The organism is Roseomonas sp. CECT 9278, from assembly GCF_918698155.1.
Lineage (GTDB): Bacteria > Pseudomonadota > Alphaproteobacteria > Acetobacterales > Acetobacteraceae > Neoroseomonas.
Genome location: NZ_CAKKLX010000050.1, coordinates 1 through 25,301, shown reverse-complemented (window position 1 = coordinate 25,301; position 25,301 = coordinate 1). Strand labels below are relative to the sequence as shown.

The following is a 25,301-nucleotide window of genomic DNA, read 5'->3' as shown; positions in this document are numbered from 1 at the left end:
GGTTCCGGCGGTCAGGCGGCCTTGCCGTCCGCCGCGCAGCTCCGCACGCCCAGGATGGAATAGGCCGGGCAGAAGCGCAGCACGCCGGTCGCCAACGGCACCAGCCCCACCAGGCCCCACCAGCCGAGCGGCCCCGCCACGCCCAGCGCCAGGATCACCAGCCCCGCGACGATCCGCAGCGCGCGGTCCACGCCACCCACATTGCAGCTCATGCCACCATTCCTTCATCGCGGCCGGCGAAGCCCGGCCACGCCACCCTTGTCGCGCCGGCGCGGCGGCGCGTCGGTGATGAAGTCACGGCCCGGCGGGGCCGTCCTTGATGCGCAGCAGGCCGGCGGCATCGAGCGGCGTGACCGCACCGCGTTCCGTGCGCACCAGCCCCGCCTTGGCGAAGGCCGCCAGGCGCCGGCTCACCACCTCGCGCGCGGTGCCGATATCGGCGGCGATCTCCTGCTGCGTCGCCGCCACCGTGCCGGGCGTGCGCGCCAGCAGATAGGCCGCCAGCCGCGCATCGACGCTGCGGAAGGACAGGTCCTCGATCCGCCCCATCAGCGCGCCGAGCCGTGCCGCGAAGCCGGCGAGGACGAAGGTGCGGAAGGCGGCGCTGTCCTGCACCAGCGCCGCGAACAGCGTGGCGGGCAGCATCAGCCCGTCGCAATCGGTCTCGGCGGTCGCCTCGGCGGAATAGGGTTCGTCGGCGAACAGGCAGGATGTGGTGATGGCGCAGGCCTGGCCGGGTTCGACGCGATACAGCAGCAGCGCGTGCCCGTCCTCGGCGATCAGGTCGACGCGGGCGCGGCCGGCGCGCAGCAGCACGAAGCCGCGGCAGGGGTCGCCGGGGCGGAACAGCGTGGCACCCGCGGGGGCGCGCAGCGGCAACGCGCCGCCGGCGATGCGCGCGCGGGTGGCATCGTCGAGCGTGGCAGGCAGGGCGGTGTCGGTGGTGGGCATGGGCCGAAGGTGGCGCGACGGCGCGAGGCGCTCAAGCGCCGGCGCCCCGACGCGCGGGCCGGTGTGGTGCCGGGGCGGCAGTCCACCGCGCGGCCGGCGCGTGGCCTGGCCGGCACACCCGGGCGGTGAAACCACGGCACCCGGCAAGGAATCTCGATTCACCAGGGCGGTTGCGCGTATTCTTGAACGTCCCGCTCAACGACGCGTATCCGATCGGACCCCATGCCCCGCGCTGCCCTTTCCGACACGTCACGCCTGTCCTCGCGCGCCAGCGCCGCCGGTGGTCGCTTCGCCTCGGCCGGCGTGCGCGCCGTGCTGCGCCGCCGCGCCATGGAGGCGCTGGGCCTGCTGCTGGTGCTGGTGGCGGTGGCGCTGCTGGTGGCGCTGGCCACCCACAACCCGGCCGATCCGTCGTTGAACACCGCGACGGCGGGGCCCACCACCAACCTGGCCGGGCGTCCGGGGGCGATCGTCTCGGATGTGTTGCTGCAGGGGTTCGGCTTCGCCGCCGCGCTGCCGGCGCTGGCGCTGCTGGCCTGGGCCTTCCGGCTGGCGACGCATCGCGGCCTTGGGTCGCCGGTCGCGCGGCTGTGCGGCCTGCTGGCGGGGATGCCGCTGGCCGCCGCCGCGCTGTCGATCCTGCCGATGCCGGCCGAGGTGCCGGTCACCGCCGGACCGGGCGGGGCGATCGGCCCGCTGCTGTCCGGCGCGCTGGGCGATGGCTTGGCGGCGCTGCTGGGCCCGGCCGGTCTGGTCGTGGCGCAGGGCGTGCTGGCGGTGGCGGCGGTCGGCGCCGCCTTCATCGCCTGCGGCCTGACGGTGGGCGAATGGCGCGGCGCCGGGCGCGTGGCCAGCCATGCCGCGGTCGGCGCGGGGCAGGTTGCGGTGGGCGCGGCGCGGTCGGGCGCGGCGGCGCTGCGCCGGCCCGACCCGGAGGCGGATGACGAACCGCCGCCCGCGCCCGCGCGGCCGGGGATCTTCGCGCGCATCGCCAACCCCTTCCGCCGCGCCGGGCGCAGCGCCGGCGGGCTGTGGCGGCGCGAGCCCGCGGTGCCGCTCGGCACCATGCTGCGCGCCGCGGACGAGGCCGCTTCCGCCGTGCCGCCCAGCCCGACCGCGCCGCCCGCCCCGCTGCCCGGCCAGGAGGGCGATGCGCGCCCCGGCACCGAGCCGCCGCGCGCGCCGCGCCTGAAGCCGCGCGTCAACCAGGCCGCGGATACGCCGCGCCGCCCGCCGGAGCAGCGCGCGCTGGACCTGCGCGACGGCGCGTGGAAGCTGCCGCCGCTCGACCTGCTGACCGAGGCGCCGGCGCGGCGCTCCGGTGGGCCGAGCGAGGAATCGCTGCAGGCCAATGCGCGGCTGCTGGAATCCGTGCTGGAGGATTACGGTGTGCGCGGGCGCATCGCCGAGATCCGCCCCGGCCCTGTGGTGACGCTGTATGAGCTGGAACCGGCGCCGGGGACGAAATCATCCCGCGTGATCGGGCTGGCGGATGACATCGCGCGGTCGATGTCGCTGATCGCGGTGCGCATCGCGACCGTGCCAGGACGCAACGTGATTGGCATCGAGATGCCGAACGCCAAGCGCGAGATGGTCTATCTGAGCGAGATGTTCGCCGATGAATCCTGGGGGCGGAACCAGGCGAAGCTGCCGCTCGCACTCGGCAAGGATATCGGCGGCACGCCGGTCATCGCGGACCTGGCGCGCATGCCGCATCTGCTGATCGCGGGCACCACCGGTTCGGGCAAATCGGTCGGGATCAACACCATGATCCTGTCGCTGCTCTATCGCTACGGGCCGGACGAGTGCCGCTTCATCATGATCGACCCGAAGATGCTGGAATTGTCGGTGTACGACCGCATCCCGCACCTGCTGGCGCCCGTCGTGACGGAACCGCCCAAGGCGATCGGCGCGCTGAAATGGACGGTGCGCGAGATGGAGCGGCGGTATCGCGCGATGTCGCAGCTCGGTGTGCGCAACATCGGCGGCTACAACGAGAAGGTGGTGGCGGCGCGCGCGCGGTCGGAAGTTCTGACCCGCAAGGTGCAGACCGGCTTCGACCCCGACACCGGCAAGCCCGTGTTCGAGGAACAGCCGCTCGCGCTGGAACCGCTGCCGATGATCGTCGTGGTCATCGACGAGATGGCCGACCTGATGATCGTGGCCGGCAAGGAGATCGAGGCCGCGGTGCAGCGCCTGGCGCAGATGGCGCGCGCGGCGGGCATTCATGTGATCATGGCGACGCAGCGGCCGTCGGTGGATGTCATCACCGGCACCATCAAGGCGAATTTCCCGACGCGGATTTCCTTCCAGGTCACGTCGAAGATCGACAGCCGCACCATCCTCGGCGAGCAGGGCGCGGAGCAGTTGCTCGGCCAGGGCGACATGCTGCACATGCCCGGTGGCCAGCGCGTGGCGCGCGTGCACGGGCCGTTCGTCTCCGACACCGAGGTCGAGCGCGTGGTGGAGTTCCTGCGCGAGCAGGGCGAGCCGCAATACGTCGAGGAAGTCACCGAGGAAGCGGACGAGGATGGCGCGGGTGCGCTGCCGGGGATGCTGGGTGGCAACACCGATGGCGAGGCGTCGCTGTACGACCAGGCGGTGGCGCTGGTGACGCGGGAGGGCAAGGCCAGCACGTCGTTTGTCCAGCGGCACCTCAACATCGGCTACAACCGCGCGGCCAAGCTGATCGAGCAGATGGAGAAGGAAGGCGTGGTCGGCGCGGCCAACCATGTCGGCAAGCGCGAGGTGCTGGCGCCGGGGCCGCGGGATTGATGCCCGCCGCCTGACGCTTCGGCGGCGCTACCGGACCCCCGCCCGGCGCCGCCGCGCCCGCCGGAACGCAAACACCAGGTGCGCCGCATACCCGCCCACCGCAATCCCGATCACCACCCAGGCCAGCGGCCCCACCCAGGCTTCCACCCGGTCGTAGTGTTCCTCGAGGAAATACCCGGCCAGCGCCAGGAAGGTCAGCCACACCGCCGACCCCAGCGCCGTCCATAGATAGAAGACCGACCGCGGGATCTCGACCATCCCGGCCGGCACCGAGATCAGCGTCCGCACCCCTGGCAGCATCCGCCCGAAGCACAGCGCCACCGGCCCGTAGCGCTTCAGCAGTCCGGTCGCGCGGTCGACATCCTCCTCCTCCACCGCGAACCACTTGCCGTAGCGCGCCACCAGCGGGCGGAAGCGTTCCACGCCCAGCCAGCGGCCGGCCTCGTACCAGGCGATGTTGCCCACCAGCGTGCCGGCCACGGCGGCGACCAGCAGCGGCACCAGCGCAAGCTCCCCGCGCGCCGCGGCGAAGCCCGCCGCCGCCATGATCAGTTCCGACGGAATCGGCGGGAACAGGTTTTCCAGCACCATCAGCAGGAACACACCGGGGTAGCCCCAGGACGCGACCAGGTTCGCGATCCACTCGAACATCTATTCCACCTTGAACAGCGAAAGCGTGACCCAGCGCCCGCGGACGTAATTCAAACCGGTGACCGACCCGAGTTCGCGCACCGAAAGCCCCCGCTGTGCCACCGCAGCGCGGAAGGCCGCTTCCTGCCGGTCGTTCACGGCGGCAATGCGGCCGGGACCGCCCGCCAGGAAGGCGGCCGCATCGGCGCCGTCGCGCAGCAGCCGGATGCCCCCGCCCATGGCGAATTGCAGGGAGGGCTCGTGATGCCCGACCACGCCGAAGCGGTCCGGCGGCACCCCCGGCGCGACCTCGGCCACCGTCGCCGCGAGGCGTGGCGAGAGCCAGACCGCCTCCAGCCGCGGAATCACGCCCTCCAGCACGGCGGCATAGACCGGCACCACCAGGATCGCCCCGGCCAACGCGGCGCGGCCCCATTGGGCACGGCGCGCCATGCGCACCAGCACCCAGGTCATGAAGGCACCGGCGGCCAGGCCGGCCAGCGCGAAGGGCTCGATCCGCCCCTCCACCCGGAACACCGCGAGGCCGGCCAGCAGCGGCAGCCCGATGGCCACGCCCCCCAGCGCGATCCCGCCCAGCCAGTCCACCCAGCGCGGCGGGGCGCGGCGCAGCGGGTCCAGCGCCCAGCGCGCGCCCAGCAGCATCAGCGCCGGGAAAGCGGGCAGGGTGTAGTGCGGCAGCTTGGTCGCCACCGCCTCGAAGACCAGCCAGGTCGGCACCGCCCAGGCCAGCAGGAAGCGCACCGCCGGCTGCATGCGCTCGGCCCAGGACCCCGGCAGCGCACGGATCACGATCCAGGCCGAGGGAAACGCCGTGATGCCGAAGATGAAGGCGTACATCCCGGGCGGGCCCCAATGCGCTTCCTCGCCCGAGCCCACCTTGTCCAGCATGTCGCCGCCGATCGCCTCGGCCAGGAAGCGGCCTTCCGTCGCGATGTTGATGGCGACGAACCAGGGCGCGGCGAACAGCACCATCAGCGGGATGCCCCAGCCCGGCCGCAGCGCCGCCAGCCACGGCGCCGAGAGCCGCCAGAAGCGCGCGCCGGAAGGCCGGTCCATCACCGCCAGCGTGATGCCCGCCAGCAGCGGCACCATCGGCCCGATCGGCCCCTTCAGCAGCACGCCGAGGCCAAGCGCCGCCCAGAACCCCGCCGCCGACCGCGCGGAGAAGGCCGCCGGCGCCAGGTAGGCCCGCCCCATCAGCCCCATCGCCACGGTGATGCTCGCCAGCAGCGCGGCATCGGTCTTGGCGATATGCGTCTCGACCACCAGCACCATGCAGGGCGCCAGCATCGCGGCCGCCACGAACCCTGCCCGCCGCCCCACCAGGGACCGCCCCAGCAGGCAGGTCGCCAGCACCGCCGCCAGCGCGCCGAGCAACGAGGGCAGCCGATACGCCCAGATGCTGCCGCGCGCCGGGATGCCCACCGCCTCCAGCGCATGGACCACCCCGGCCTGCGCCCAATGGATGCCGGCCGGCTTCTTGTTGCGCTCGACCTCGCCGAGCCGGATGCGGACATAGTCGCCGGACTCGACCATCTGGCGGCTGGCCTGGGCGAAGCGGCTCTCGTCGCGGTCGCCGGGCGGGATGGTGAAGAAGCCCGGCAGCCACAGCAGCAGGCACAGCGCGACCAGCCAGGGGACCGGCCATCGCGTTTCGGGCAGCCGGTCGAGGAAGGCAGCAGCGCGCATCGCGCCGGGCGTCTAGCACGCAAGGCCGGGCGGTGCCATGAAGGCGCCGCGCGCCGAGGCGTGGCCACGGCGGGGGCACGCGCCAACGCCCCCTGGCGCTGCATCCCGTGCCACCCCGCCCCCCGGCGCGATCGGCGCTGCCTTCCGCCCCTCTGCCCAGGACTGCCCGCGTGATCCATGACCTGACGGACGGCACCCGCGTTGGAATGCGCGCAGCGCACGAGCAAAGGCGCGCAGCGCCGCGAGCGATGCGCGCAGCGTCCCAAGCAAAGACGGCAGCACGCCAAGCAAAGTGCGCCACGCAGCAACCAACGCGCGCAGCGCACCCAGCGAAGCCCGCAGCGCACCGGGCGGCGGCACCGGCGCGCCGCCCCGCCGCCCAGTCGCACCGCCCGGGCCTGGCCGCCGCCCGATGACACCCCCCCCTGGGCTGCCCACCCGCCGCGCCGCGCGCGACCTGCTCGACGCCACGCTTGAACAGCGCAAGCCGCTCGAGGAGGCGCTGGACGCCCTGCCCGGCCGGCTCGACCCGCGCGACCGCGCGGCGGCCCACCGCATCGCCGCCATGGTGCTGCGCCGGCTGGGCAGCATCGACGAGGTGCTGTCCCCCCGGCTGCGCAAGGAACCGCCGCCGCCGGCGCGCCACGCCCTGCGGATCGGCGCGGCGGAGCTGCTGCTGCTCGACACCCCGCCCCATGCCGCCGTGGCCACCGCCGTGGCGCTGGCGCCAAAGGCCTTCGCGGGGCTGGTGAATGCCGTGCTGCGGAAGGTCGCGGCGGAAGGCCCGGCGGCGCTGGAGGGCCTGGACGCGCCGCGCCTCGATACGCCCGGCTGGCTGTGGTCGGCCTGGCACGCCGCCTACGGCCCGGCGGTGCGCGCCATCGCGGAGGCCCATCGCGGCCCCGCGCCGCTCGACCTGACCCCCGCGCCCGGTGCGGAACCCCCGGCCGGCGCCGAGATCCTGCCCACTGGCACCTGGCGCATGGCGCCCGGCACCCGCGTCACCGACCTTCCAGGCTTCGCCGAGGGCCGCTTCTGGGTGCAGGACGCCGCCGCCGCCCTGCCGGCGCTGCTGCTGGCGCCGCGCCCTGGCGAGCGCATCGCCGACCTGTGCGCCGCACCCGGCGGCAAGACGGCGCAGCTCGCCGCCGCCGGGGCCGAGGTGACGGCGGTCGAACGCGACGCCGGGCGCCTGGCGCGGCTGACCGAGAACCTGGCCCGGCTGCACCTGCCCGCCACCATCGTGCAGGCCGATGCCGCCGCCTGGGCGCCGCCCGCGCCCTTCGACGCCATCCTGCTGGATGCGCCCTGCACCGCGACCGGCACCATCCGGCGCCACCCCGACGTGGCCCATGCCAAGCGCGCGCGGGACGTGCCGGCGGCGGCGCAGGCGCAGGCGCGGCTGATCGCCGCCGCGGCGAAGATGCTGAAGCCCGGCGGGCGGCTGGTGTTTGCCACTTGCTCGCTGCAGCCCGAGGAAGGCGAGGCGCATCTGGCCCGCGCCGCCGCGCTGGGCCTCGAGCCGATGCCCTGGACCACGGCCGACCTGCCGGGTCTGCCGGAGGCGATCACGCCGGCGGGCTGCCTGCGCACGCGACCCGACCTGTGGGCGGCGCGGGGCGGCATGGACGGCTTCTTCGCGGCCCGCTTCCGCCGCGCCGGGTGACCCCGCGGCGCGCCCGCGGGCGCGCCGCGCGGCGGGATGGTCAGTTCTTGGCGGCGGCCGGCTTGCGGCCTGCCCGACGGCGCGGCGCGGGCGCCTGCCGTGCCGGCAGCCCGCCCGTCATCGCCAGCACGGGTGCGGTCATCGCCATGGCGCGAATCGCCGCCAGGTCCGGCAGGCGGAGCAGCGCTGTGCGCATCAACAGGTCACGGCGGATGGACATCGGTCGGCGAATCCGGGCAGGCGATTTCGGGCGCGAGGCTTACACACCGCGCGCCGTTGCATATGAAGGACTTCATCATGGCCGTTCCGTGACGTTGCGCACGGGCAGGCCCGGTCCGCGGCGGCGCATAGCGCGGCGGGCGTCGCGGCGGGCGCGCGAAACCGGCATGGCGGGGCCGCGTGGCGATCACCCGGCGGCCTGGCGCGCGGCTTCGGCGCGCAGCGCCGCCATCGCCTCCCCGCGCAGGCGGATGCCCGCGACCGGCACCGGCAGGCCGGCCTCGGCCAGCGCCTGCATCACCCAGCTGTTGCAGGTGAAGCCCAGCGAATAGCGGCGGCGCGCCCGCAGCAGCAGCCAGCCGCCGCCCGGCGGCGCCGGGGCCAGGGGCTCGGCGATGCTGGCCAGGATGAAGCCCTCGATCGCCGCGACGCCGCCGGCGGGCAGGCGCAGCGCGAGGCTCTCCTCCGCCCCGGCCGGCAGCGCGGCGGCGGTCGCGCGGACCGAGACCACGGCCGGGCCGCCGGTGACGGCGCCGAGCGCCTCGGTGAAGCCCGGCCGGTCGGCGCGCATCCAGTCCTCCAGGCCGAAGCCGAAGGCGAAGCCGGCCGCGGAGGGGGCGCCGGCGGCCAGCGGCGCGAGCCGCCCGGCGCGCACTACCGGCGCCGGCAGGCAGAGGTCGGTGTGCCAGGCCTCCGCCGCCACCAACACGCCGTCGGTGCCGAGCCCGGCCGGCGGCCGCGGCGGCGCGGGCAGCGCGCAGGCGCCGAGCAGGATCGAGGCAAGCAGAGGGCGGCGCGACAGCATGGCGCGCGGTTCATCATGCCGGGGTGCCGGATGTCCAGCGCGCCGGCGCGTTTACTCCAGCCGCGCCCCGGCGCGACGCACCACCTCCGGCCAGCGGGCCGCCTCGGCGCGGATCAGCGCGGCGAAGCGGTCCGGACCATGGGCGGTGACCGTGAAGCCCTGGCGCGTCAGGTCGCCAGCGACCTCGGGCAGCGCCAGGATGGCCGCGACTTCCGCCGCCAGCCGCGCGACCGCCGCCGGCGGCGTGCCCTCCGGCGCCAGGATGCCCTGCCAGGTCACCACGTCGAAGCCAGGCAAGGCGGCCTCCGCGACGGTCGGCACATCCGGCAGCGCGGCGCTGCGCTCCGCCCCGGTCACCGCAAGCGCGCGCAGCCGGCCGCCGCGGATGTGCTCGATCGCCGCGGGCAGGGTGACGAACAGCGCCTCGACATGCCCGGCGACCACGTCCAGCACGGCCGGCCCGCCGCCGCGATACGGCACATGCGTGAAGCCGATCCCGGCCTCCTGCGCGAAGATCGCCTGGGCCAGGTGGCCGATCGACCCGTTGCCCTGGGAGGCGACGGTGAGGCGTCCCTCGGCCTCGCGCGCCCAGGCGATGAAGCGCGCCAGGTCCGCCACCGGGGATCGCGGGTTCACCACCAGGACCTGGGGCGCGCGCACCGCCTCGATGATCGGCGCGAAGTCACGCACCGGGTCGAAGCCGAGCCGCGGATAGAGCGACGGGTTGATGGTCAGCGGGTCGGAGCCCACCAGCAGCGTCAGCCCGTCGGCGCGGGCGCGGGCCACCGCCTCGAAGGCGATGTTGCTGCCGGCGCCGGGCAGGTTCTCGGCCACCACCGGCTGGCCGAGCCGCGGCGTCAGGTGCCGCGCCAGCACCCGGCCAAGGATGTCCAGGCTCCCGCCAGGCGCCACCGGGACGATGATCCGCACCGTGCGGTCCGGCGCCCAGGCGGGTTCGGCTGCGGCGGTCATGCGCGGCGCGAGGACGGGCAGGGCCAGCAGGCCGGAGCGGAGCAGAAGGTCACGGCGCGACGTCATGGCAGGCAATCCTTGATCGAAAGAGAAACCTGTTCTCCCTACCGGCGGACAACTTGCAAGAAAAAGATTTTCCTACTAACGACACCACGAAACCAGCCAAGGCCTTGCCCGTGAGCCGCAAATTCGAGCCCGACCACACCGACCGCGCCATCCTCCGCCTGATCCAGAAGGATGCCGCCCTCTCCCTGGCCGATATCGCCAAGGAGGTTCGCCTGACCCCCACCCCCTGCTGGAAGCGCATCCGCAAGATGGAGACCGAGGGCGTCATCACCGGCCGCGTCGTGCTGCTGGACCCGGAGAAGGTCGGCCTGGGTGTCTCGGTCTTCGTGGCGATCGAGACCGGCGACCATTCCGCCGGCTGGATCGAGCGCTTCGCCGCCACCGTCGCGAAACTGCCCGAGATCGTGGAATGCTGGCGCCTGGGTGGCGACGTGGACTACCTGCTGCGCGTGGTGGTGCCCGACATGGCCGCCTTCGACACCTTCTACCGGCGCCTGACGGCGGACGTGCCCAGCCTGCGGAAAGTCACGTCGCGCTTTGCGATGGAGCGGGTGAAGTCGACCACCGCCCTGCCGCTGTGACCGCTGCTCTTTGGCGAAGGCGCTGCCTGCACTAGAACGCGCCATCATGCCTGACCTTTCGCAATTCGCCCTCTATCTCGCCGCCGCCGTGCTGCTCGCCGTGACGCCAGGGCCGGGCATCTTCTATGTTGCGGCCCGGACCCTCGCCGGCGGGCGGGCCGAGGGCGTGGCCTCCTCGTTCGGGACGGGCCTGGGCGGCATGGTGCATGTGCTGGCGGGGGCGCTCGGCGTCTCGGCGCTGGTGCTCGCGAGCGCGGAGTTGTTTGCCGCGCTGAAGCTGGTCGGCGCCGCCTACCTGGTCTGGATCGGGGTTCGCACGGTGCTCGCTGCCCGGCAGGACGCCGCGATCGGCGCCGCCCCCACGCCGCCCCTCGGGGTCCGCCGCGCCTTTCGCGAGGGCGTGGTGGTCGAGGCGCTGAACCCCAAGACCGCCGCCTTCTTCCTGGCCTTCGTGCCGCAATTCGTTGATCCCGCGCAGGGCTCCGTCGCGCTGCAATTCATGGTGCTGGGCTTCGTCTCGGTGGCGCTGAACACGCTGGTCGATGTCGGCGTGGCCTATGGCGCCGGCGGCATCCGCGAGGGTGCGGCCGCGCGCCCGACGCTCGTGCGGCGGCTGCGCGAGGCCTCGGGCGGGGCGATGGTGGCGCTCGGCATCGGGCTCGCCTTCGCGCGGCGCCCCGCGCCCTAGGCACGCCCGCCGCCCCGCCGGTTGTCCCGCCGCGTCACAAACCGCTACAACACAAGCGTGCACGCGCCGCTGATCGCCCCCTCGCTGCTCGCCGCCGACTTCGCCCGCCTGGGCGAGGAGGTCGAGGCCGTCGCGCGCGCCGGCGCCGATTGGCTGCACCTCGACATCATGGACGGGCATTTCGTGCCCAACATCTCCTTCGGGCCGGTCGTGGTGAAGGCGCTGCGCAAGCGCGCCGCCATCCCCTTCGACGTGCACCTGATGATCGCCCCGGCCGACCCGTATCTCGCGGCCTTCGCCGAGGCCGGGGCCGACATCATCTCCCTGCATCCCGAGGCCGGGCCGCACCTGCATCGGTCGCTCCAGACCATCCGCGCGCTGGGCAGGAAGTCGGGCGTGGTGCTGAACCCGGCCACGCCGGTCGAAGCCGTCGCGCATGTCCTCGACATCACCGACCTGATCCTGGTCATGTCGGTGAACCCGGGCTTCGGCGGGCAGTCCTTCCTGCAGTCCCAGCTGGCCAAGATCGCCGAGCTGCGGCGCATGATCGACTCCTCGGGCCGCGACATCCGCCTGCAGGTCGATGGCGGGGTGACGGCGGCGACGGCGCCGCTCTGCCTCGCCGCCGGCGCCGATGTGCTGGTGGCCGGCACCGCGGTGTTCGGCCAGGCGGACTACGCCGCCGCCATTGCCGGGCTGCGCGCCCCCGCGCGGGCCGCCGCATGATCAACATCCTGCGCGGCGCCCGGCAGAAGCTGGCGCGGCTGCGCCCCGTGCGGGTGCCGGACGCGCCGGCCCGCGCCTTCCGCGACCTGTGGCCCGGCGACGCCGCGCGCGGCGCGCGGCTGCTGCGCGGCGAATTCGAAACCGCCGGCACCGCGCGGCCGCTGCGCATCGGCCTGGCCGGCGCCGAGGGCTGGGATGCGCCGTCCGGATCGGTCGTGTGGCGCGCCGCGGCGCATGGCTTCGCCTGGATGCGCGACCTGCGCGCGCTCGGCACCGATGCGGCGCGGCTGCAGGCCCGCGCGCTGACCGCCGACTGGCTGACCCGCGGCGCCGAGGAAGCCGTGGCGGACGCGCCGGAGGTGATGGGCGCGCGGCTGTCCGCCTGGCTCGGCCACTGGGATTTCTTCGCCGCCACCGCCGAGGACCAGTTCCGCCGCGCGGTCATGACGCGCATGGCGCAGGATGCGCGCGACCTGTCCGCCGCCCTGCCGGCCGAGGCCGAGCACCGCGGCGCGCTGGCCGCGCTGAAGGGCGCGATGGCCGCGGCGATCGCGCTGGAGGAGGATGCGTATCTGCAACGCGCCGCGCGCTTCCTGCCGGCCGAGATCGAGCGCCAGTTCCATCCCGATGGGGGGCATGTCGAACGCAGCCCCGCGATGCAGCTGCTGGCGTTGCAGGACCTGATCGAGATCCGCAACCTGATGCATGGCGCGGGGGTCGAGCCGCCGCCGCATCTCGCCGCGCTGCTCGATCGCGCCGCACCGGCGCTGCGGCTGTTCCGGCACGGCGATGGCGGGCTGGCGCTGTTCAACGGGACGCGGGACGAATCCTCCGCGCTGATCGACCTGGTGCTGACGCAGGGGCAGGCGCGGGGGCGTGCGCCGCTCGACCTGCCGGAATCGGGCTTCCAGCGGTTGCAGGCGGGGCGCACGCTGATCATTGCCGATACCGGCGCGCCGCCGACCGGGCGCGCGGCCTCGGGCGGCGATGGCGGGCTGCCGGCCGGCGCCGACCGCTTCGCCCATGCCGGCACGCTGTCCTTCGAGATGTCGGTGGGCCGCGACCGGCTGATCGTGAATTGCGGCGCGGCGCCGGCCGCCGAGGAAGCCTGGCGCGACGCGCTGCGCGCCACCGCGGCGCATTCCACGGTGATCCTGTCCGACACCAATTCGGCGGAGCTGCGCCCCGAGGGCCTGGGCCGCCGCCCCGAGCAGGTCGAGACGGCGCGCCACGAGATGGCCGGCGCGCAATGGCTGGAGGCGAGCCACGACGGCTGGCGCCGCGCCTTCGGCGCGCTGCATCGGCGGCGGCTGTACCTGGCGGAATCGGGCGACGACCTGCGCGGGGAGGACATGGTCGAAGTCGGCGGCGACGCGGCCGTGCCCAGCTTCACGCTGCGCTTCCACCTGCACCCGGGTGTCGTCGCGTCCCTGCTGCAGGACGAGAGCGCGGCGCTGCTGCGCCTGCCCTCGGGCGTCGGGTGGAAGCTGCGCGCCAAGTTCGCGCGCGTGTCGCTCGAGGAGAGCGTCTATATCGGCGGCGAGCCGCGCCGCGCCCAGCAGGTGGTGCTGGTCGCGGAGGAGGGCGAGGCGTCGGTGCAGTGGGCGATCACGCGGGTGTCGATGGCGGGGGCGGGGGAGGGGTAGGGGTAGGGGTAGGGGTAGGTGGGCCGTTGGCGCTTGCGCCAGCGAAGCCCTTTCACGGCGCCACCGTCAACGACGACGCCAGCGTGTATTCATCCGACCGCGGCGCATAGACCAGCCCGCGCCGCGTCGCCCAGATGTTCACCTGGTGGTGCACCGGCAGCACCGGGGCGTCCGCCATCGCAATGGCCATCCCCTCGCGCCACAGCCGCATGCGTTCGGCCGGGTCCATCGCCACCACCGCGCGTTCGTACAGCCGGTCCACCGCCGGGTTCGAATAGCCATGCCGGTTCACCGTGCCCCAGCCGCGCGTGCGGTCCTCGGTCAGCAGCACCGGGGCGAAGATGTTGTTGGGCTCGTAGGCGCTCGACTGCCAGCCGGTCATCGCCGCGGAATAGGCGCGCTGCGACGATCGCGGGAAGAAGATGTTCGAGGGCACCGCCTCGACGCGCACGCGGATGCCGATGCGCTGCCAGAAGCCCGCGACCGCCTGCAGGATGCGTTCGTCGTTCACGTAGCGGTCGTTGGGGCCGGCGAAGACCAGCGTGAAGCCCTGCGCCCATCCGGCCTCGGCCAGCAGGGCGCGGGCGCGGGCGGGGTCGAAGGCGTCGGGCTTCAGCTCGGGGTCCGCCACGCCCAGGCCCACCGCCTGCATCTGGCCGGCGGGCACCGACTGGCCTTCCATGATCTGGGTGCGGATCGCCTCGCGGTCGATCGCAAGCGACAGCGCGCGGCGCACCCGCGCATCGCGCAGCGGGTTGCGATCCATCGGCCGTCCGTCGATGTCGAAGACACCTGGCGAGACATCGCGCGACACATCCAGCGAGATGTAGATCAGCCGCGTTCCCGGGCTGCGCCACACCGCCACATTGGGGTCGCGTTCCAGCATGGGCACGTCGCGCGGCGGCACGATCTCGATCAGCTGCACGTCGCCGGCGCGCAGCGCCGCCACGCGCGACGAATCATTGGCGATGACGCGGAAGGTGACGCGGGAGAAGGGCGAGGCCGGGCCGCGCCAGGTCGGGCTGCGTTCCAGCACCACGCGCTCGCCCTGCACATACTGCACCAGGCGATAGCGGCCGGAACCGATCGCGGCGCGGCCGGAATTGAAATCCTGCGTGGTGGCCTCGCGCGCGATGCGTTCGGGCACGATCATCAGCGGCGGGATGTCCTCGGGCAGCAGCGGGGCGGGGCCGTGCGTCAGCAGCCGCACCGTGCGCGGGCCGGCGGCTTCCACGGCGCGCACGCGGTTGGTGTAGATGGTCAGCCGGCCGGGGCTGTTGGGCACGTTGGGCAGGCGCGCGATGGTGGCGGCGACATCGGCCGCGGTGACCGGCGTGCCGTCGGAGAACCGTGCGTCGGGATGCAGGTGGAAATCCCAGCCGGCGCCGTCGGGCAGCATTTCCCAGCGTTCGGCCAGGGCGGCGATGGTGCGGCTGTTCTCGTCGCGCCAGACCAGCGGTTCGAAGACGTGCTGCTGCACCATGAAGGATGGCGAGTGCGCGAAGAAATGCGGGTCGAAGCTGGCCGGCGGCGCGCCGAGGGCGATCGTCACCTCGCGCGGCGCCTGGGCGGCGGCGGCGATCGGCAGGCACACGGCAAGGGCTGCCAGGATGGCGCGCATGGTCCGTCTCTCCCGTGATGGTCGTTGGGGAGAGGCTAGGGGCACGCCGCAGGTGGCGTCAGCGAAAAAACGCCTGTGCGCGAATCGCCGGCGGCAGCGGCGTCACGCGCCGCGGTACAGCCCGGCCACGGCCGGTGCGAAGCCGGACAGGTCCCGCGCGCGGTGCAGGCGCGGATGGCGCGGCATCAGGCCGACCATCGCCTCCGCCAGGCGCACGGCCGCCTGGGTGCCGTCGATCAGCGGCACCGCGACGCGCGGCTGGAGTCGCGGCGCGAGGCCCGCGAGCGGCCCGCCGGCCAGGATGATGCACTCGGCCCCGTCCTGCTCCGCGCTCTCGGTGCACAGCGTGGCCAGCAGGTCGAGCCGTTCCTCCGCCACGGCCCCCGGGTCCCCGCTGAAGGCCGGGCCCATGCGGAAGCCGGCGCAGCGCGACGCCAGGCCGTGATGCGCCAGGCAGTCCTCGAACATCGGGCGGAGTGCCGCGGTGAAGGACACCACGCCGAAGCGCCGGCCGAGCATCGCGGCCGCATGGAAGGCGGCCTCGCTGATGCCCAGCACCGGCACGTCGAGCAGTTCCTTCGCGGCATCCAACCCGGGGTCGCCGAAGCAGGCGATCACCGCCGCATCGTAGGCCCCGCGGTGCTGCGCCAGGGCGGCCAGCGTCGCCGGCCCGGCCACCAGCCAATCGGCCCGCGTGACGATCAGCGGCAGGCCGAAGGGCGCGCTGACCGCGGTGATCTCGGTGCCCGGGGACGCCACGGCCCGCGCCGCCGCGCCGATGCGATCGGTCACCGCCGGGGTGGTGTTGGAGTTGACCAGCAGGATCCGCATGGGCCCGTCCCTTGACATGTTGCACCGCACACCTACCCCGTTGACCCGGGATGCTTCGAAGGCCCACAAGGATGCGCACTCGAGTTCGAGGCAACGTCCAGGAATATCGGCGCCGGTCAACGGCGACGGGCCCGCCCCACCGGCATGGTGGGGCGGGCTTTTTGCATTTCCGGGGCGGGCTTCACGCCGGGCGCCGGAGGCGGCAGGCTGGCGCCATCGACATGCCAGGGGAAACGTCGCGATGAAGCCTGCTGCACTGGTCACCGGCGCGCGGCGCGGGATCGGCCGCGCCACCTGCGTCGCCCTGGCCGAGAAGGGCTTCGACGTGGTCGGCGCCGACATCAGCCCGGAGGGCGTCGAGCAGACCCGCGACGCGGTCGCCGCGGCGGGCGGCGGCTTTGTCTTCGTGCAGGCCGATGTCGGCGATGTCGCGGCGCATGGCGCGCTGCTCGATGCCGCGTGGCAGGCCTTCGGCGGCCTCGAATGCCTGGCGAACATCGCCGGGGTGCAGGTGCTCAAGCGCCAGGACATGCTGGAGACCACGCCGGAATCCTGGGACCGGCTGCTGGATATCAACACGCGCGGCGTCTTCTTCCTGTCGCAGGCGCTGGCCAAGCGCATGATCGCGCCGGGTGCGCCCAAGCGCGGGCATCGGTCGCTGTGCTTCGTGTCGTCCATCAATTCCGTGATGGCGTCGTTGAACCGCGCGGAGTACTGCGTCTCGAAGGCCGGCGTGACGATGGTGGCGAAGCTGTTCGCGCTGCGCCTGGCGGCGGACGGCATCAACACCTACGACATCCAGCCCGGCATGATCCGCACCGACATGACGCGCGAGGTGTGGGACAGCTACGCAGCCCACATCGAAGGCGGGCTGACGCCGATCCGCCGCTGGGGCGAGCCCGAGGATATCGGCCGCGCCATCGCCACGCTGGCGGCGGGGGCGATGCCGTTCTCGACCGGGCATTCCTTCCCGGTCGATGGCGGGTTGCTGCTGCCGCGCTTCTGACGCGTCACGCCGCGCGCAGCGCCCGGCGCAGCGCAAGGCCATACAGCCCCGCGAAGGCGCCCACCGCCGCCGCCTGCACGGCCAGGAACGCGATGCCCCACGCATTCGGCGCGACCAGCCCCAGCAGCGGCAGGGCGGCGCATTCAACCGCCCACAGCAGGTTGCCCGCCGCCAGCAGCCGGACCAGCCAGCGCGGCAGGCCGGCGCGGCACGCGCACCACGCCAGCAGCGCCGCATAGGGCAGCAGGAACAACCCGGCGGCGAACAGCAGCGGCACCGGCAGCGCGGTGGCCTGCGCGACCGGCGCGGCGGCCGCGACCAGCACCAGGCCGCTGGCGCCGCTCATGGCCGCATCGGCCATCAGCGCGCTGCGCAGCAGGCCGGCGGTGGGGATGGTGGTCATGGCCGTGTCTCCTTCGGATGCGGACGGCGAAGACATGACGGTGCGCGCGCCGCGAAGCGATGACCTTGCAGGTCATCGTCGCCGTGCCGCGCGCCGTGGCAGGATGCGCGGATGAACGGCTTCGGACCCTTGCTGCGCGAATGGCGTGCCCGCCGGCGGCGCAGCCAGCTCGACCTCGCGCTGGAGGCCGAGGTCTCGCAGCGCCACCTGTCCTACGTGGAATCCGGCCGCGCGCGGCCAAGCCGCGAGATGGTGCTGCGCCTGGCGGAGCACCTGGCGGTGCCGCTGCGCGCGCGCAACGCGCTGCTGGTGGCCGCCGGCCATGCCCCGGAATATGCCGAGCGCGCGATCGACGACCCGGCGCTGCGCCCGGCGATGGAGGCGGTGCGCCTGATCCTCGATGGGCACGACCCCTATCCGGCGCTGGCGGTGGACCGGCACTGGACGCTGGTGGCGGCGAATCGCGTCGCGCTGCGGCTGATGGACGGCGTGGCGCCCGCGCTGGCGGCGCCGCCGGTCAATGTGCTGCGGCTCAGCCTGCATCCGGACGGCCTGGCGCCGCGCATCGTCAACCTGCGCGCCTGGAAGACGCACATCCTGGATCGGCTGCGCCGTGATGCGGATGCCTCGGGCGATCCCGCGCTGCTGGCGCTGATCGAGGAACTGGCGCGCTACCCGGCCGGGCCGGACCCGCCGCCGGGCGTGGCGGAGCGCGAACGCGCGCTGATCGCGACGCCGCTGCGCCTGCGGGTTCCGGGCGGCGAGCTCGCGCTGATCGGCACCATGACGGTGTTCGGCACGGCGACCGACGTGCTGCTGTCGGAACTCTCGCTGGAGACCTTCTTTCCCGCTGATGGCGAGACCGCGGCCGCGCTGCGCGCCATGGCGGCCGTGTAGGTCAGAAGCGCCCCTCATCGGGGATGTTCAGCCGCGTGCCGCAGGCCTTGCAGTGCACCGCATCCGGTTCGTGGCGCTGCAGGCCGCAGGACGGGCAGGTGAAGCGCACCCTGGATGGCCGGAACAGCGCCTGCGCCAGCCGCAGGAACAGCGTGACGCCGGCCAGCATGATGATGACCGAGATCATCCGCCCCGACGTGCCCGGCAGCGTGATGTCGCCGAAGCCGGTCGTGGTCAGCGCGGTGACGGTGAAGTACAGCGCGTCGCCGTAGTTGCGGATGTGGTCGTTGATGCCGTGCTGCGTCTCGTACACCACCGCCGTCATCACGAAGATGAACACCGACAGGTGCGTGCCCGCCAGGAAGGCTTCCTCGTGCTGGCGGAAGAAGGCGAAGTCGCGCCGCAGCGTGCCCAGCATCCGGTAGGAATGGATCAGCCGCAGCGTGCGGACCACGCGCAGGAAGCCCGCGCCCTCGCCGGCCAGCGGCGCCAGGAACGACGCGATGGCGACCAGGTCCGCGATCGAGGCCGGGCGCAGCGCCTCCCGCCAGGGCAGCCGGCTGGCGGCCACGCGCGCGGCGAATTCGGTCACCAGCACCAGGCCGATCAGCACGTCGATCACCTCGATCGCCAGGCTTTGCGGCAGGAAGGAGGTGAACACGACGAACAGGATGGTGGCGGCATCGAAGGCGAGCACGGCGTAGCGGTAGCGGCAGGCATCGCCCTCGGGGCTGTAGTACAGATGGTGCAGCCGCTCGCGCAGCGTCGCCGCCATGGCTCAGTCCTTCAGGCCCGACAATTCCGCCACCAGCGCGCCGAGCGACGCGCAATCCTCCCCACCGCGGCCGGAATTCACCACCGCCTCCATCATCTGCGCGGCCAGCGCGGTGGCCGGGGCGAACACGCCGTTCTCGCGCACCGCGCCCAGGGCCAGGCGCATGTCCTTGCGCATCAGCTCGGCGCGGAAGCCCGGCTTGAAGTTGCGGTCCAGCATGCGCTTGGCGTGGTTCTCCAGCACGAAGGACCGCGCGGAGCCGCCCAGCAGCGCCTGGCGCATCAGCATGGGGTCGAGCCCGGCCTTGCGGCCCATCGCCAGGGCTTCCGCGACCGCCTGCATGGCGGAGACGATCATCAACTGGTTGGCCGACTTGCACACCTGGCCGGACCCCGCCGGCCCCAGCAGCGTGATGGTCTTGCCGACCGCGTCGAACACCGCGCGCGCCGCACTGAACGCCGCATCCGCGCCGCCGACCATGCAGGTCAGCGTGCCGTCGATCGCCCCCTGCGGCCCGCCCGAGACCGGGCTGTCCAGCAGCGGGATGCCGCGGTCAGCCATGCGCGCCGCGAAGGTTGCCGAGGCCGCCGCCGCGATGGTCGAGAAGTCGATCACCACCGTGCCCGGCGCCGCGCCCTCGGCCACGCCGCCGTCGCCGAACAGCACGGCTTCCACGTCCGGCGTGTCGGGCACGCACAGGCACACGCAGGCCGCGCCGTCGGCGGCATCGGCGGCACTGCCGGCCCAGTGCGCGCCGGCGGCGACCAGCGGTTCCGCCTTGGCGCGGCTGCGCGTCGCGACGGTCAGGCCGAAGCCCGCCTTCATGATGTTGGCCGCCATGGCGGCGCCCATGACGCCCATGCCGATGAAGGCGATGCGGGCGGGCGGCGTGATCGGGGTCATGGGGTGGGTCCTCGGTGTTTCTGGGGGTCGGTGAAACCATGGCGTGGCGGCGGCGTTGCGCCAAGGCAGGCAGCCTTTCGGCTGTCCAGCGACAAGGAACCTCGTCCATGCTCCAGAACCGTCTCCGCCTCGCCGCCATCCTCGCCGGCGCGCTCGCCGTGGCCCCCGCCATGGCGCAGCCGCCCGCCCCCGGCACGCCCAGCCCGACCGGCGGCCAGGCCGCGCAGCAGACCGGGCGCGTCGCCATCGGGTCGCTGCGCTGCGATGTCGCGGCGGGTACGTCCTTCGTGTTCGGCTCGACGCGCCAGGTGACCTGCCTGTTCTCCCCCGCGCGCGGCAATGCCGAACGCTACACCGGCGAGATCCGCCGCTTCGGCGTGGATATCGGCTTCACCGGCGCCGCCGTGATGCTGTGGGGCGTGCTGGCGAGCTCCGGCGACACGCGGCCGGGCGCGCTGGCCGGGACCTATGCCGGCGTGTCCGCCGGTGCGACTGCCGGCGTGGGCGTCGGCGCGAACGTGCTGGTGGGCGGCAGCGAGCGCGGCATCACGCTGCAGCCGGTCAGTGTCGAGGGCAATACCGGGCTGAACATCGCGCTCGGCGTCGGCGAGCTGGTGCTGACCGCCGCGCCGTAGGCTTTGCATGGCCTCAGGCGCGCCGCGGGCGTGATGCCTCAGGCGCGCCGTGGGCGTGATGCGCCGCCTGCGGCGGCTTGGCTGCGCGCCAGGCACTGGTGCGCCCGGCCGGACTGTCGGGCCGGGCGCGGTCGCGCCGTGCGCTCCCGGCCCGCATGGCGGGCCGCGGAGGTTGCACGTTCAGCGGGTGGGCGTCGGCGGCGTGGTGGAATAGTCGTAGAAGCCACGCCCCGACTTCCGCCCGAGCCAGCCGGCCTCGACATACTTCGCCAGCAGCGGGGAAGGGCGGTACTTCGGGTCGCCCAGCCCTTCGTGCAGCACCTTCATCACGCTCAGCAGCGTGTCCAGGCCGACGAAGTCGGACAGTTCCAGCGGACCCATCGGGTGGTTGGCACCGAGCTTCAGCCCCTCATCGATGGCGCGCACATCGCCCACGCCTTCCATCAGCGCCTGGATCGCCTCGTTCAGCATCGGGCAGAGCACGCGGTTGACCACGAAGCCGGGCCAGTCGCCGGCCGGGACCGCCACCTTGCCCATCCGTTCGGCCAGCGCCTTCACGGCGGCGGCGGTGGCGTCGTCGGTCGCCAGGCCGCGGATGATCTCGACCAGCTTCATCATCGGCACGGGGTTGAAGAAATGCATGCCGATGAAGCGCGCCGGGCGGTCCGTGGCGGCGGCCAGGCGGGTGATGGGGATGGAGGAGGTGTTCGACGCCAGGATCGCATCCGGCTTCAGGATGGGGCACAGCGCGGCGAAGATCTTGACCTTGATCGCCTCGTTCTCGGTCGCCGCCTCGATCACCATGTCGCAGCCGGCGAAGGCGTCGTTGGTGGTGGCGGTGGTGATGCGGCCCAGCGCGGCGGCCTTGTCCTCGGCGCTGAGCAGGCCCTTCTTCACCTGGCGGTCCATGTTGGCGGACATGGTCGCCATCGCCTTGTCGAGCGCGGCCTGCTGCACATCCATCAGCACGACGGCCAGGCCCGACTGCGCCGCGACATGCGCGATGCCGTTGCCCATGAGCCCGGCGCCGATGACGCCCAGCGTGGTGATCTCGGCCATGTCCGTGTCTCCGTGCGCGTGCGCGCCTGATATGAAAAGGGCGCCCCGTGGGGCGCCCCGTGCCGTTCAGCTTTTGGCCAGTTCCGCTTCGAGTTCCGGCACCGCCTTGAACAGGTCCGCCACCAGGCCGTAGTCGGCCACCTGGAAGATCGGCGCTTCCTCGTCCTTGTTGATGGCGACGATGACCTTGCTGTCCTTCATGCCGGCCAGGTGCTGGATCGCGCCCGAGATACCGACGGCGATGTACAGGTCGGGGGCCACGATCTTGCCGGTCTGGCCGACCTGCATGTCGTTGGGCGCATAGCCCGCATCGACCGCGGCGCGCGAGGCACCGACGGCGGCACCGAGCTTGTCGGCGACCTTCTCGATGATGGCGAAGTTCTCGGCCGACGCCATCGCGCGGCCGCCGGAGACGACGATGCGCGCGGCGGTCAGTTCCGGGCGCTCGGACTTCACGATCTCCGACCCCAGGAAGGTGGACAGGCCGGGATCGGCCGCGGTCGGCGCGGCTTCCACGGCGGCCGAACCGCCATCCGCCGCGACCGGGTCGAAGGACGCGGCGCGCACGGTGATCACCTTCGTCGCATCGGCCGACTTCACGGTGGCCATCGCATTGCCGGCATAGATCGGCCGCACGAAGGTATCGGCATCCACCACGCCGGCGATGTCGGACAGGATCTGGACGTCGAGCAACGCGGCGACGCGCGGCATCACGTTCTTGCCGGCGGCCGACGCCGGCGCGAGCAGGTGCGAATAGCCCGGCGCCATCGCCACCAGCAGGGCGGCCAGCGGTTCGGCCAGCACGGGGCCTTCGGGGCCGGTCAGCACCTTCGCCACGCCGGGCAGCTTCGCCGCGGCCGCGGCACCGGCGGCGGCACCTTCGCCCACCACCAGCACATGCACATCGCCCAGCACCTTCGCCGCGGCGACCGCGCTGCGCGTGGGCTGCGAGACAGCGCCGTCCTTGTGGTCGGCGAGAACGAGCACGGCCATGGTCAGATCACCTTCGCTTCGTTGCGCAGCATGGCCACCAGTTCCTCGACCGAGCCCACCTTGCGGCCGGCCTGGCGCTTGGCCGGTTCCTCGACCTTGATCACGGTCAGGCGCGGCGCGGGATCGACGCCGAGGTCGGCCGGCTTCACCGTCTCGATCGGCTTCTTGCGCGCCTTCATGATGTTCGGCAGGGACGCATAGCGCGGTTCGTTCAGCCGCAGGTCGGTGGTGACGATCGCCGGCAGCTTGAGCGAGACCGTCTCGAGCCCGCCATCCACTTCGCGGGTGACCTTGAGCGTCTCGCCGTCCTTCTCGATCTTGCTGGCGAAGGTGCCCTGGCCCCAGCCGAGCAGCGCGGCCAGCATTTGCCCGGTGGCGTTCATGTCGTCGTCGATCGCCTGCTTGCCGAGGATGACCAGCTCGGGTGATTCCTTCGCCACGATCGCCTTCAGGATCTTGGCGACCGCCAGCGGTTCCAGCACCCCGTCATGCTCGACCAGGATGCCGCGGTCGGCGCCCATCGCAAGGGCGGTGCGGATCTGTTCCTGGCAGGCGGTGGGCCCGGCGGAAACCGCGATGATCTCGGTCGCGACGCCCTTTTCCTTGAGGCGCACGGCTTCCTCGACCGCGATCTCGTCGAACGGGTTCATCGACATCTTGACGTTCGCCGTCTCGACGCCGGTGCCGTCCGCCTTCACGCGGACCTTGACGTTGTAGTCGACCACCCGCTTGACGGGGACCAGGACCTTCATGGCGCGACCGTTTGCCTTCCGGGGCTTTGGCGCGGGGCGTGGCCGCGCAGGGGGTTCAGACGAAGCGGGCGGAAAATACGGGCGGCGCCCGGGCAGGGCAAGGTTGCGCCGCTACCGCCTGATGCTCAGCAGCAGCAGGGCGAACAGCCCCAGCGCGACGAACTGCAACCCGATGCGCCAGCGCATCAGCTTCTGCGACCGCGCCGAATTGCCGGCCCCGCCGGCCATGCCCAGGATGCCGGCGAGCAGCACGCCGACGGTCGCCAGCATGGCGATGCCGACCAGGATGGTGAGAAACATCGTCATGGGCGCGACCCGTTCGAGCATGTCGCCATCGGCCCGATGCCCGGGGCGGCCGATGGGGTGGCCGGGCCAGGCGGGGGTCGGTGGCGGAGTCCAGGCTGCGCCGGGCGGCGCAGTCACCTGCCTGACCTAAACCGGTTTCACCGTTTGGCAACACCCCCGCCGCCGCGGATCAGGGCTGCGCCGGCCAGGGCGCTCAGCGCGCAGAAGGCGAAGCCCAGCCCATAGCCGCCGGACGCCTGCACCATGGCCGTGAAGGCCGGCGGCCCGACCAGCATGCAGGCGCCGAACACGAAGCCCGCCGCCGCCGTCGCCGCGCCGACCTGGCCGTGCGGCGCCAGGCGCGCCGTCTCGGCCAGGAAGACGCCGTTCCAGCCGATCGCGGTGGCGCCCATGCCCATGCCCGCCAGGGTCAGCGCGAAGCCCGGCCAGTCCGGCCCCGCCAGCAGCAGCGCCGCGCCCGAGGCCGCCGCCCCCAGCCCCAGGCCGGCCAGCACCGGCGTTGCCCCCACCCGGTCCGCCACCAGCCCCCACAGCACGCGCCCGGCCACCCCGGCGGCCTGGGCGAAGGCCAGGCGCAGCCCGGCCTCGGTCAGCGGCACGCCCAGCGCCTCGACCTGGAAGACCACGAAGAAGGAGGAGAAGCAGAATTGCGAGATGCCATAGAGCGCGGACATCACCGTCATGCGCCGCAGCACCGGCACGTCGCGCAGGATCCGCAGGCTGCCCAGGGCCGCCGCCCAGGCCGCGCCCAGGCTGCCGATCCGCGCCGTGCGGTCGCGTTCCGCATCCAGTGCCCCGCGCAGCGGCTGCAGCACCAGCGCCGACGCAGCCAGGAACACCGCCACCGCCAGCACCCCCGCCCGCCAGCCCCAGGCCGCCGCGATGGCCGGCGTGGCGGCCGCGATCAGCATGGCGCCGGCCGGCACGCCGCATTGCTTCAGGCTGAAGATCAGCGCGCGGCGCCGCGGCGGCGCCTTCTGCGCCAGCAGGTGGCTGCCCGCCGGCGTCACCGGCCCATGTCCCAGCCCGCCCAGCAGCGCCGAGAGCGCCAGCGCCACCGGATGCCCCAAGGCCGCGACCGCCACGGCCGCGCCGCAGAACACCAGCCCCGCCTGCAACACCCGGATGCCGTCATAGCGGCGGATGAAGGCCCCCGCCAGCGGCCCCGACACCAGCGCCCCGCCATAGACCAGCGCCGTGTGCACGCCGGCCAGTGCCGCAGGAATGCCCACTTCGGCCGCTATCGCCGGGGCGAGGACAGGCACGGCGAGGAACACGCCCATGCCCGCGAGATGCGTCCCGAGCAGGGCGAGCATCACGGTCCAGACGGAAGGGGATCTTATCATGCTGCACTGCAATGCTGCGCCGGCCCGGCTGATCCGTAAACCGGGCATGGCGGCTTGACCGGGCACGCCCGGATGGGGTCCCTGCCGGCATGACCGGGTTCCGACGTCAGGTTTTCACGCTTTCGTGCCTTCTGGTGATGGGCCTGGGTGGCCTGCTGGCCGCGCAGACCGTGCCGGTGGAAGCCCCCGAGCCCCTGCCCCCGGCCGAGACCGCGCCCGCGGTGCCGGGGGGCGAAGCCGTGCCCGCGCCGCCATCCCAGGCCGCGCCGCCGCGCCCCGCCGCCGAACCGCCCGCCCCGCGCCCCGCCACGGTGGCGCCGGCGCCGCAGGGTCCCGCAC

At 73.4% G+C, this 25,301-nt stretch carries 26 protein-coding genes and 1 pseudogene; 10 read left to right on the top strand and 17 right to left on the bottom strand.

Annotated elements, in window-relative coordinates; all coding sequences use genetic code 11:
* Positions 1 to 11 precede the first annotated feature (11 nt).
* Positions 12 to 212 (bottom strand): DUF2892 domain-containing protein, encoded by a 201-nt coding sequence (locus LQ222_RS22330; RefSeq protein WP_230169060.1) that lies wholly within the window; start codon positions 210 to 212, stop codon positions 12 to 14.
* Positions 213 to 294: 82 nt separating this feature from the next.
* Positions 295 to 951, bottom strand: coding sequence for a Crp/Fnr family transcriptional regulator (locus LQ222_RS22325; protein ID WP_230169059.1), 657 nt, complete (start codon positions 949 to 951; stop codon positions 295 to 297).
* Between the two features lie 222 nt (positions 952 to 1,173).
* On the opposite strand from LQ222_RS22325, the gene LQ222_RS22320 reads away from it, so the two are divergent.
* Positions 1,174 to 3,726, top strand: coding sequence for a DNA translocase FtsK 4TM domain-containing protein (locus LQ222_RS22320; protein WP_230169058.1), 2,553 nt, complete (start codon positions 1,174 to 1,176; stop codon positions 3,724 to 3,726).
* Positions 3,727 to 3,753: 27 nt separating this feature from the next.
* Here LQ222_RS22320 and LQ222_RS22315 read toward each other — a convergent pair whose 3' ends face one another.
* Positions 3,754 to 4,377 carry a DedA family protein gene (locus tag LQ222_RS22315; protein ID WP_230169057.1) on the bottom strand — a complete coding sequence of 208 codons (624 nt, stop codon included), beginning with the start codon at positions 4,375 to 4,377 and terminating at the stop codon, positions 3,754 to 3,756.
* The gene (locus LQ222_RS22310; RefSeq protein WP_230169056.1) at positions 4,378 to 6,066 is read right to left on the bottom strand and encodes a glycosyltransferase family 39 protein; all 1,689 of its coding nucleotides are present in this window, start codon (positions 6,064 to 6,066) and stop codon (positions 4,378 to 4,380) included.
* Positions 6,067 to 6,478: 412 nt separating this feature from the next.
* Between LQ222_RS22310 and LQ222_RS22305 the strand changes: the two genes are divergently transcribed.
* Positions 6,479 to 7,732 carry an RsmB/NOP family class I SAM-dependent RNA methyltransferase gene (locus tag LQ222_RS22305; RefSeq protein ID WP_230169055.1) on the top strand — a complete coding sequence of 418 codons (1,254 nt, stop codon included), beginning with the start codon at positions 6,479 to 6,481 and terminating at the stop codon, positions 7,730 to 7,732.
* Between the two features lie 40 nt (positions 7,733 to 7,772).
* On the opposite strand, the gene LQ222_RS22300 is transcribed toward LQ222_RS22305, so the two are convergent.
* The 3 genes from LQ222_RS22300 to LQ222_RS22290 form a co-directional block, all read right to left on the bottom strand.
* Complete coding sequence (locus LQ222_RS22300) at positions 7,773 to 7,952, bottom strand: hypothetical protein (RefSeq protein ID WP_230169054.1); 180 nt, start codon at positions 7,950 to 7,952, stop codon at positions 7,773 to 7,775.
* Between the two features lie 186 nt (positions 7,953 to 8,138).
* The gene (locus LQ222_RS22295; protein ID WP_230169053.1) at positions 8,139 to 8,756 is read right to left on the bottom strand and encodes a DUF2459 domain-containing protein; all 618 of its coding nucleotides are present in this window, start codon (positions 8,754 to 8,756) and stop codon (positions 8,139 to 8,141) included.
* A gap of 51 nt (positions 8,757 to 8,807) precedes the next feature.
* Positions 8,808 to 9,794 carry a tripartite tricarboxylate transporter substrate binding protein gene (locus LQ222_RS22290; RefSeq protein WP_230169052.1) on the bottom strand — a complete coding sequence of 329 codons (987 nt, stop codon included), beginning with the start codon at positions 9,792 to 9,794 and terminating at the stop codon, positions 8,808 to 8,810.
* Positions 9,795 to 9,904: 110 nt separating this feature from the next.
* Between LQ222_RS22290 and LQ222_RS22285 the strand changes: the two genes are divergently transcribed.
* Genes LQ222_RS22285 through LQ222_RS26260 form a run of 4 tightly spaced genes read left to right on the top strand, consistent with a single transcriptional unit; the run spans position 9,905 to position 13,435 of the window.
* Complete coding sequence (locus LQ222_RS22285) at positions 9,905 to 10,375, top strand: Lrp/AsnC family transcriptional regulator (RefSeq protein ID WP_230169051.1); 471 nt, start codon at positions 9,905 to 9,907, stop codon at positions 10,373 to 10,375.
* Positions 10,376 to 10,421: 46 nt separating this feature from the next.
* Complete coding sequence (locus LQ222_RS22280) at positions 10,422 to 11,063, top strand: LysE family translocator (protein ID WP_230169050.1); 642 nt, start codon at positions 10,422 to 10,424, stop codon at positions 11,061 to 11,063.
* 57 nt (positions 11,064 to 11,120) lie between these two features.
* Positions 11,121 to 11,789 (top strand): ribulose-phosphate 3-epimerase, encoded by a 669-nt coding sequence (gene rpe, locus LQ222_RS22275; RefSeq protein ID WP_230169049.1) that lies wholly within the window; start codon positions 11,121 to 11,123, stop codon positions 11,787 to 11,789.
* The gene (locus tag LQ222_RS26260; protein ID WP_256444055.1) at positions 11,786 to 13,435 is read left to right on the top strand and encodes a heparinase II/III family protein; all 1,650 of its coding nucleotides are present in this window, start codon (positions 11,786 to 11,788) and stop codon (positions 13,433 to 13,435) included. The genes rpe and LQ222_RS26260 overlap by 4 nt, the downstream gene beginning before the upstream one ends.
* 52 nt (positions 13,436 to 13,487) lie before the next feature.
* Here the strand turns inward: LQ222_RS26260 and LQ222_RS22265 are convergent, their stop codons facing one another.
* Together LQ222_RS22265 and LQ222_RS22260 are read right to left on the bottom strand one after the other, a co-directional pair.
* Positions 13,488 to 15,056, bottom strand: a complete 1,569-nt coding sequence (locus LQ222_RS22265; RefSeq protein ID WP_230169048.1) for an ABC transporter substrate-binding protein — start codon at positions 15,054 to 15,056, stop codon at positions 13,488 to 13,490.
* A 102-nt stretch (positions 15,057 to 15,158) separates the two neighbouring features.
* Positions 15,159 to 15,887, bottom strand: a complete 729-nt coding sequence (locus tag LQ222_RS22260; RefSeq protein ID WP_230169047.1) for an aspartate/glutamate racemase family protein — start codon at positions 15,885 to 15,887, stop codon at positions 15,159 to 15,161.
* A gap of 241 nt (positions 15,888 to 16,128) precedes the next feature.
* Here LQ222_RS22260 and LQ222_RS22255 point away from each other — a divergent pair, with 241 nt between their 5' ends.
* A complete protein-coding gene (locus LQ222_RS22255) occupies positions 16,129 to 16,893 on the top strand; it encodes a 3-ketoacyl-ACP reductase (RefSeq protein WP_230169046.1) in 765 nt (254 codons plus the stop codon).
* A gap of 4 nt (positions 16,894 to 16,897) precedes the next feature.
* Here LQ222_RS22255 and LQ222_RS22250 read toward each other — a convergent pair whose 3' ends face one another.
* A complete protein-coding gene (locus tag LQ222_RS22250; RefSeq protein ID WP_230169045.1) occupies positions 16,898 to 17,296 on the bottom strand; it encodes a hypothetical protein in 399 nt (132 codons plus the stop codon).
* 111 nt (positions 17,297 to 17,407) lie between these two features.
* On the opposite strand from LQ222_RS22250, the gene LQ222_RS22245 reads away from it, so the two are divergent.
* Entirely contained in the window at positions 17,408 to 18,193 is a 786-nt protein-coding gene (locus tag LQ222_RS22245; RefSeq protein WP_230169044.1) for a helix-turn-helix transcriptional regulator, read from the top strand.
* Position 18,194: 1 nt separating this feature from the next.
* Here LQ222_RS22245 and LQ222_RS22240 read toward each other — a convergent pair whose 3' ends face one another.
* Positions 18,195 to 18,968 (bottom strand): potassium channel family protein, encoded by a 774-nt coding sequence (locus LQ222_RS22240; protein ID WP_230169043.1) that lies wholly within the window; start codon positions 18,966 to 18,968, stop codon positions 18,195 to 18,197.
* A gap of 3 nt (positions 18,969 to 18,971) precedes the next feature.
* Entirely contained in the window at positions 18,972 to 19,871 is a 900-nt protein-coding gene (locus LQ222_RS22235) for an NAD(P)-dependent oxidoreductase (protein ID WP_230169042.1), read from the bottom strand.
* 107 nt (positions 19,872 to 19,978) lie between these two features.
* Between LQ222_RS22235 and LQ222_RS22230 the strand changes: the two genes are divergently transcribed.
* Positions 19,979 to 20,506 (top strand): DUF992 domain-containing protein, encoded by a 528-nt coding sequence (locus LQ222_RS22230; protein WP_230169041.1) that lies wholly within the window; start codon positions 19,979 to 19,981, stop codon positions 20,504 to 20,506.
* A 180-nt stretch (positions 20,507 to 20,686) separates the two neighbouring features.
* On the opposite strand, the gene LQ222_RS22225 is transcribed toward LQ222_RS22230, so the two are convergent.
* The 5 genes from LQ222_RS22225 to LQ222_RS22205 form a co-directional block, all read right to left on the bottom strand.
* Positions 20,687 to 21,565 carry a 3-hydroxybutyryl-CoA dehydrogenase gene (locus LQ222_RS22225; RefSeq protein WP_230169040.1) on the bottom strand — a complete coding sequence of 293 codons (879 nt, stop codon included), beginning with the start codon at positions 21,563 to 21,565 and terminating at the stop codon, positions 20,687 to 20,689.
* Between the two features lie 66 nt (positions 21,566 to 21,631).
* Positions 21,632 to 22,558: an electron transfer flavoprotein subunit alpha/FixB family protein gene (locus LQ222_RS22220; protein ID WP_230169039.1), complete on the bottom strand. Its 927-nt coding sequence runs from the start codon at positions 22,556 to 22,558 to the stop codon at positions 21,632 to 21,634.
* Between the two features lie 2 nt (positions 22,559 to 22,560).
* Positions 22,561 to 23,310: an electron transfer flavoprotein subunit beta/FixA family protein gene (locus LQ222_RS22215; RefSeq protein WP_230169038.1), complete on the bottom strand. Its 750-nt coding sequence runs from the start codon at positions 23,308 to 23,310 to the stop codon at positions 22,561 to 22,563.
* Between the two features lie 111 nt (positions 23,311 to 23,421).
* Positions 23,422 to 23,637: a twin transmembrane helix small protein gene (locus LQ222_RS22210; RefSeq protein ID WP_230169037.1), complete on the bottom strand. Its 216-nt coding sequence runs from the start codon at positions 23,635 to 23,637 to the stop codon at positions 23,422 to 23,424.
* Between the two features lie 116 nt (positions 23,638 to 23,753).
* Positions 23,754 to 24,932 (bottom strand): MFS transporter, encoded by a 1,179-nt coding sequence (locus LQ222_RS22205; protein ID WP_230169036.1) that lies wholly within the window; start codon positions 24,930 to 24,932, stop codon positions 23,754 to 23,756.
* 119 nt (positions 24,933 to 25,051) lie between these two features.
* On the opposite strand from LQ222_RS22205, the pseudogene LQ222_RS22200 reads away from it, so the two are divergent.
* Positions 25,052 to 25,301, top strand: a pseudogene (locus LQ222_RS22200) (hypothetical protein); the annotation flags it as partial.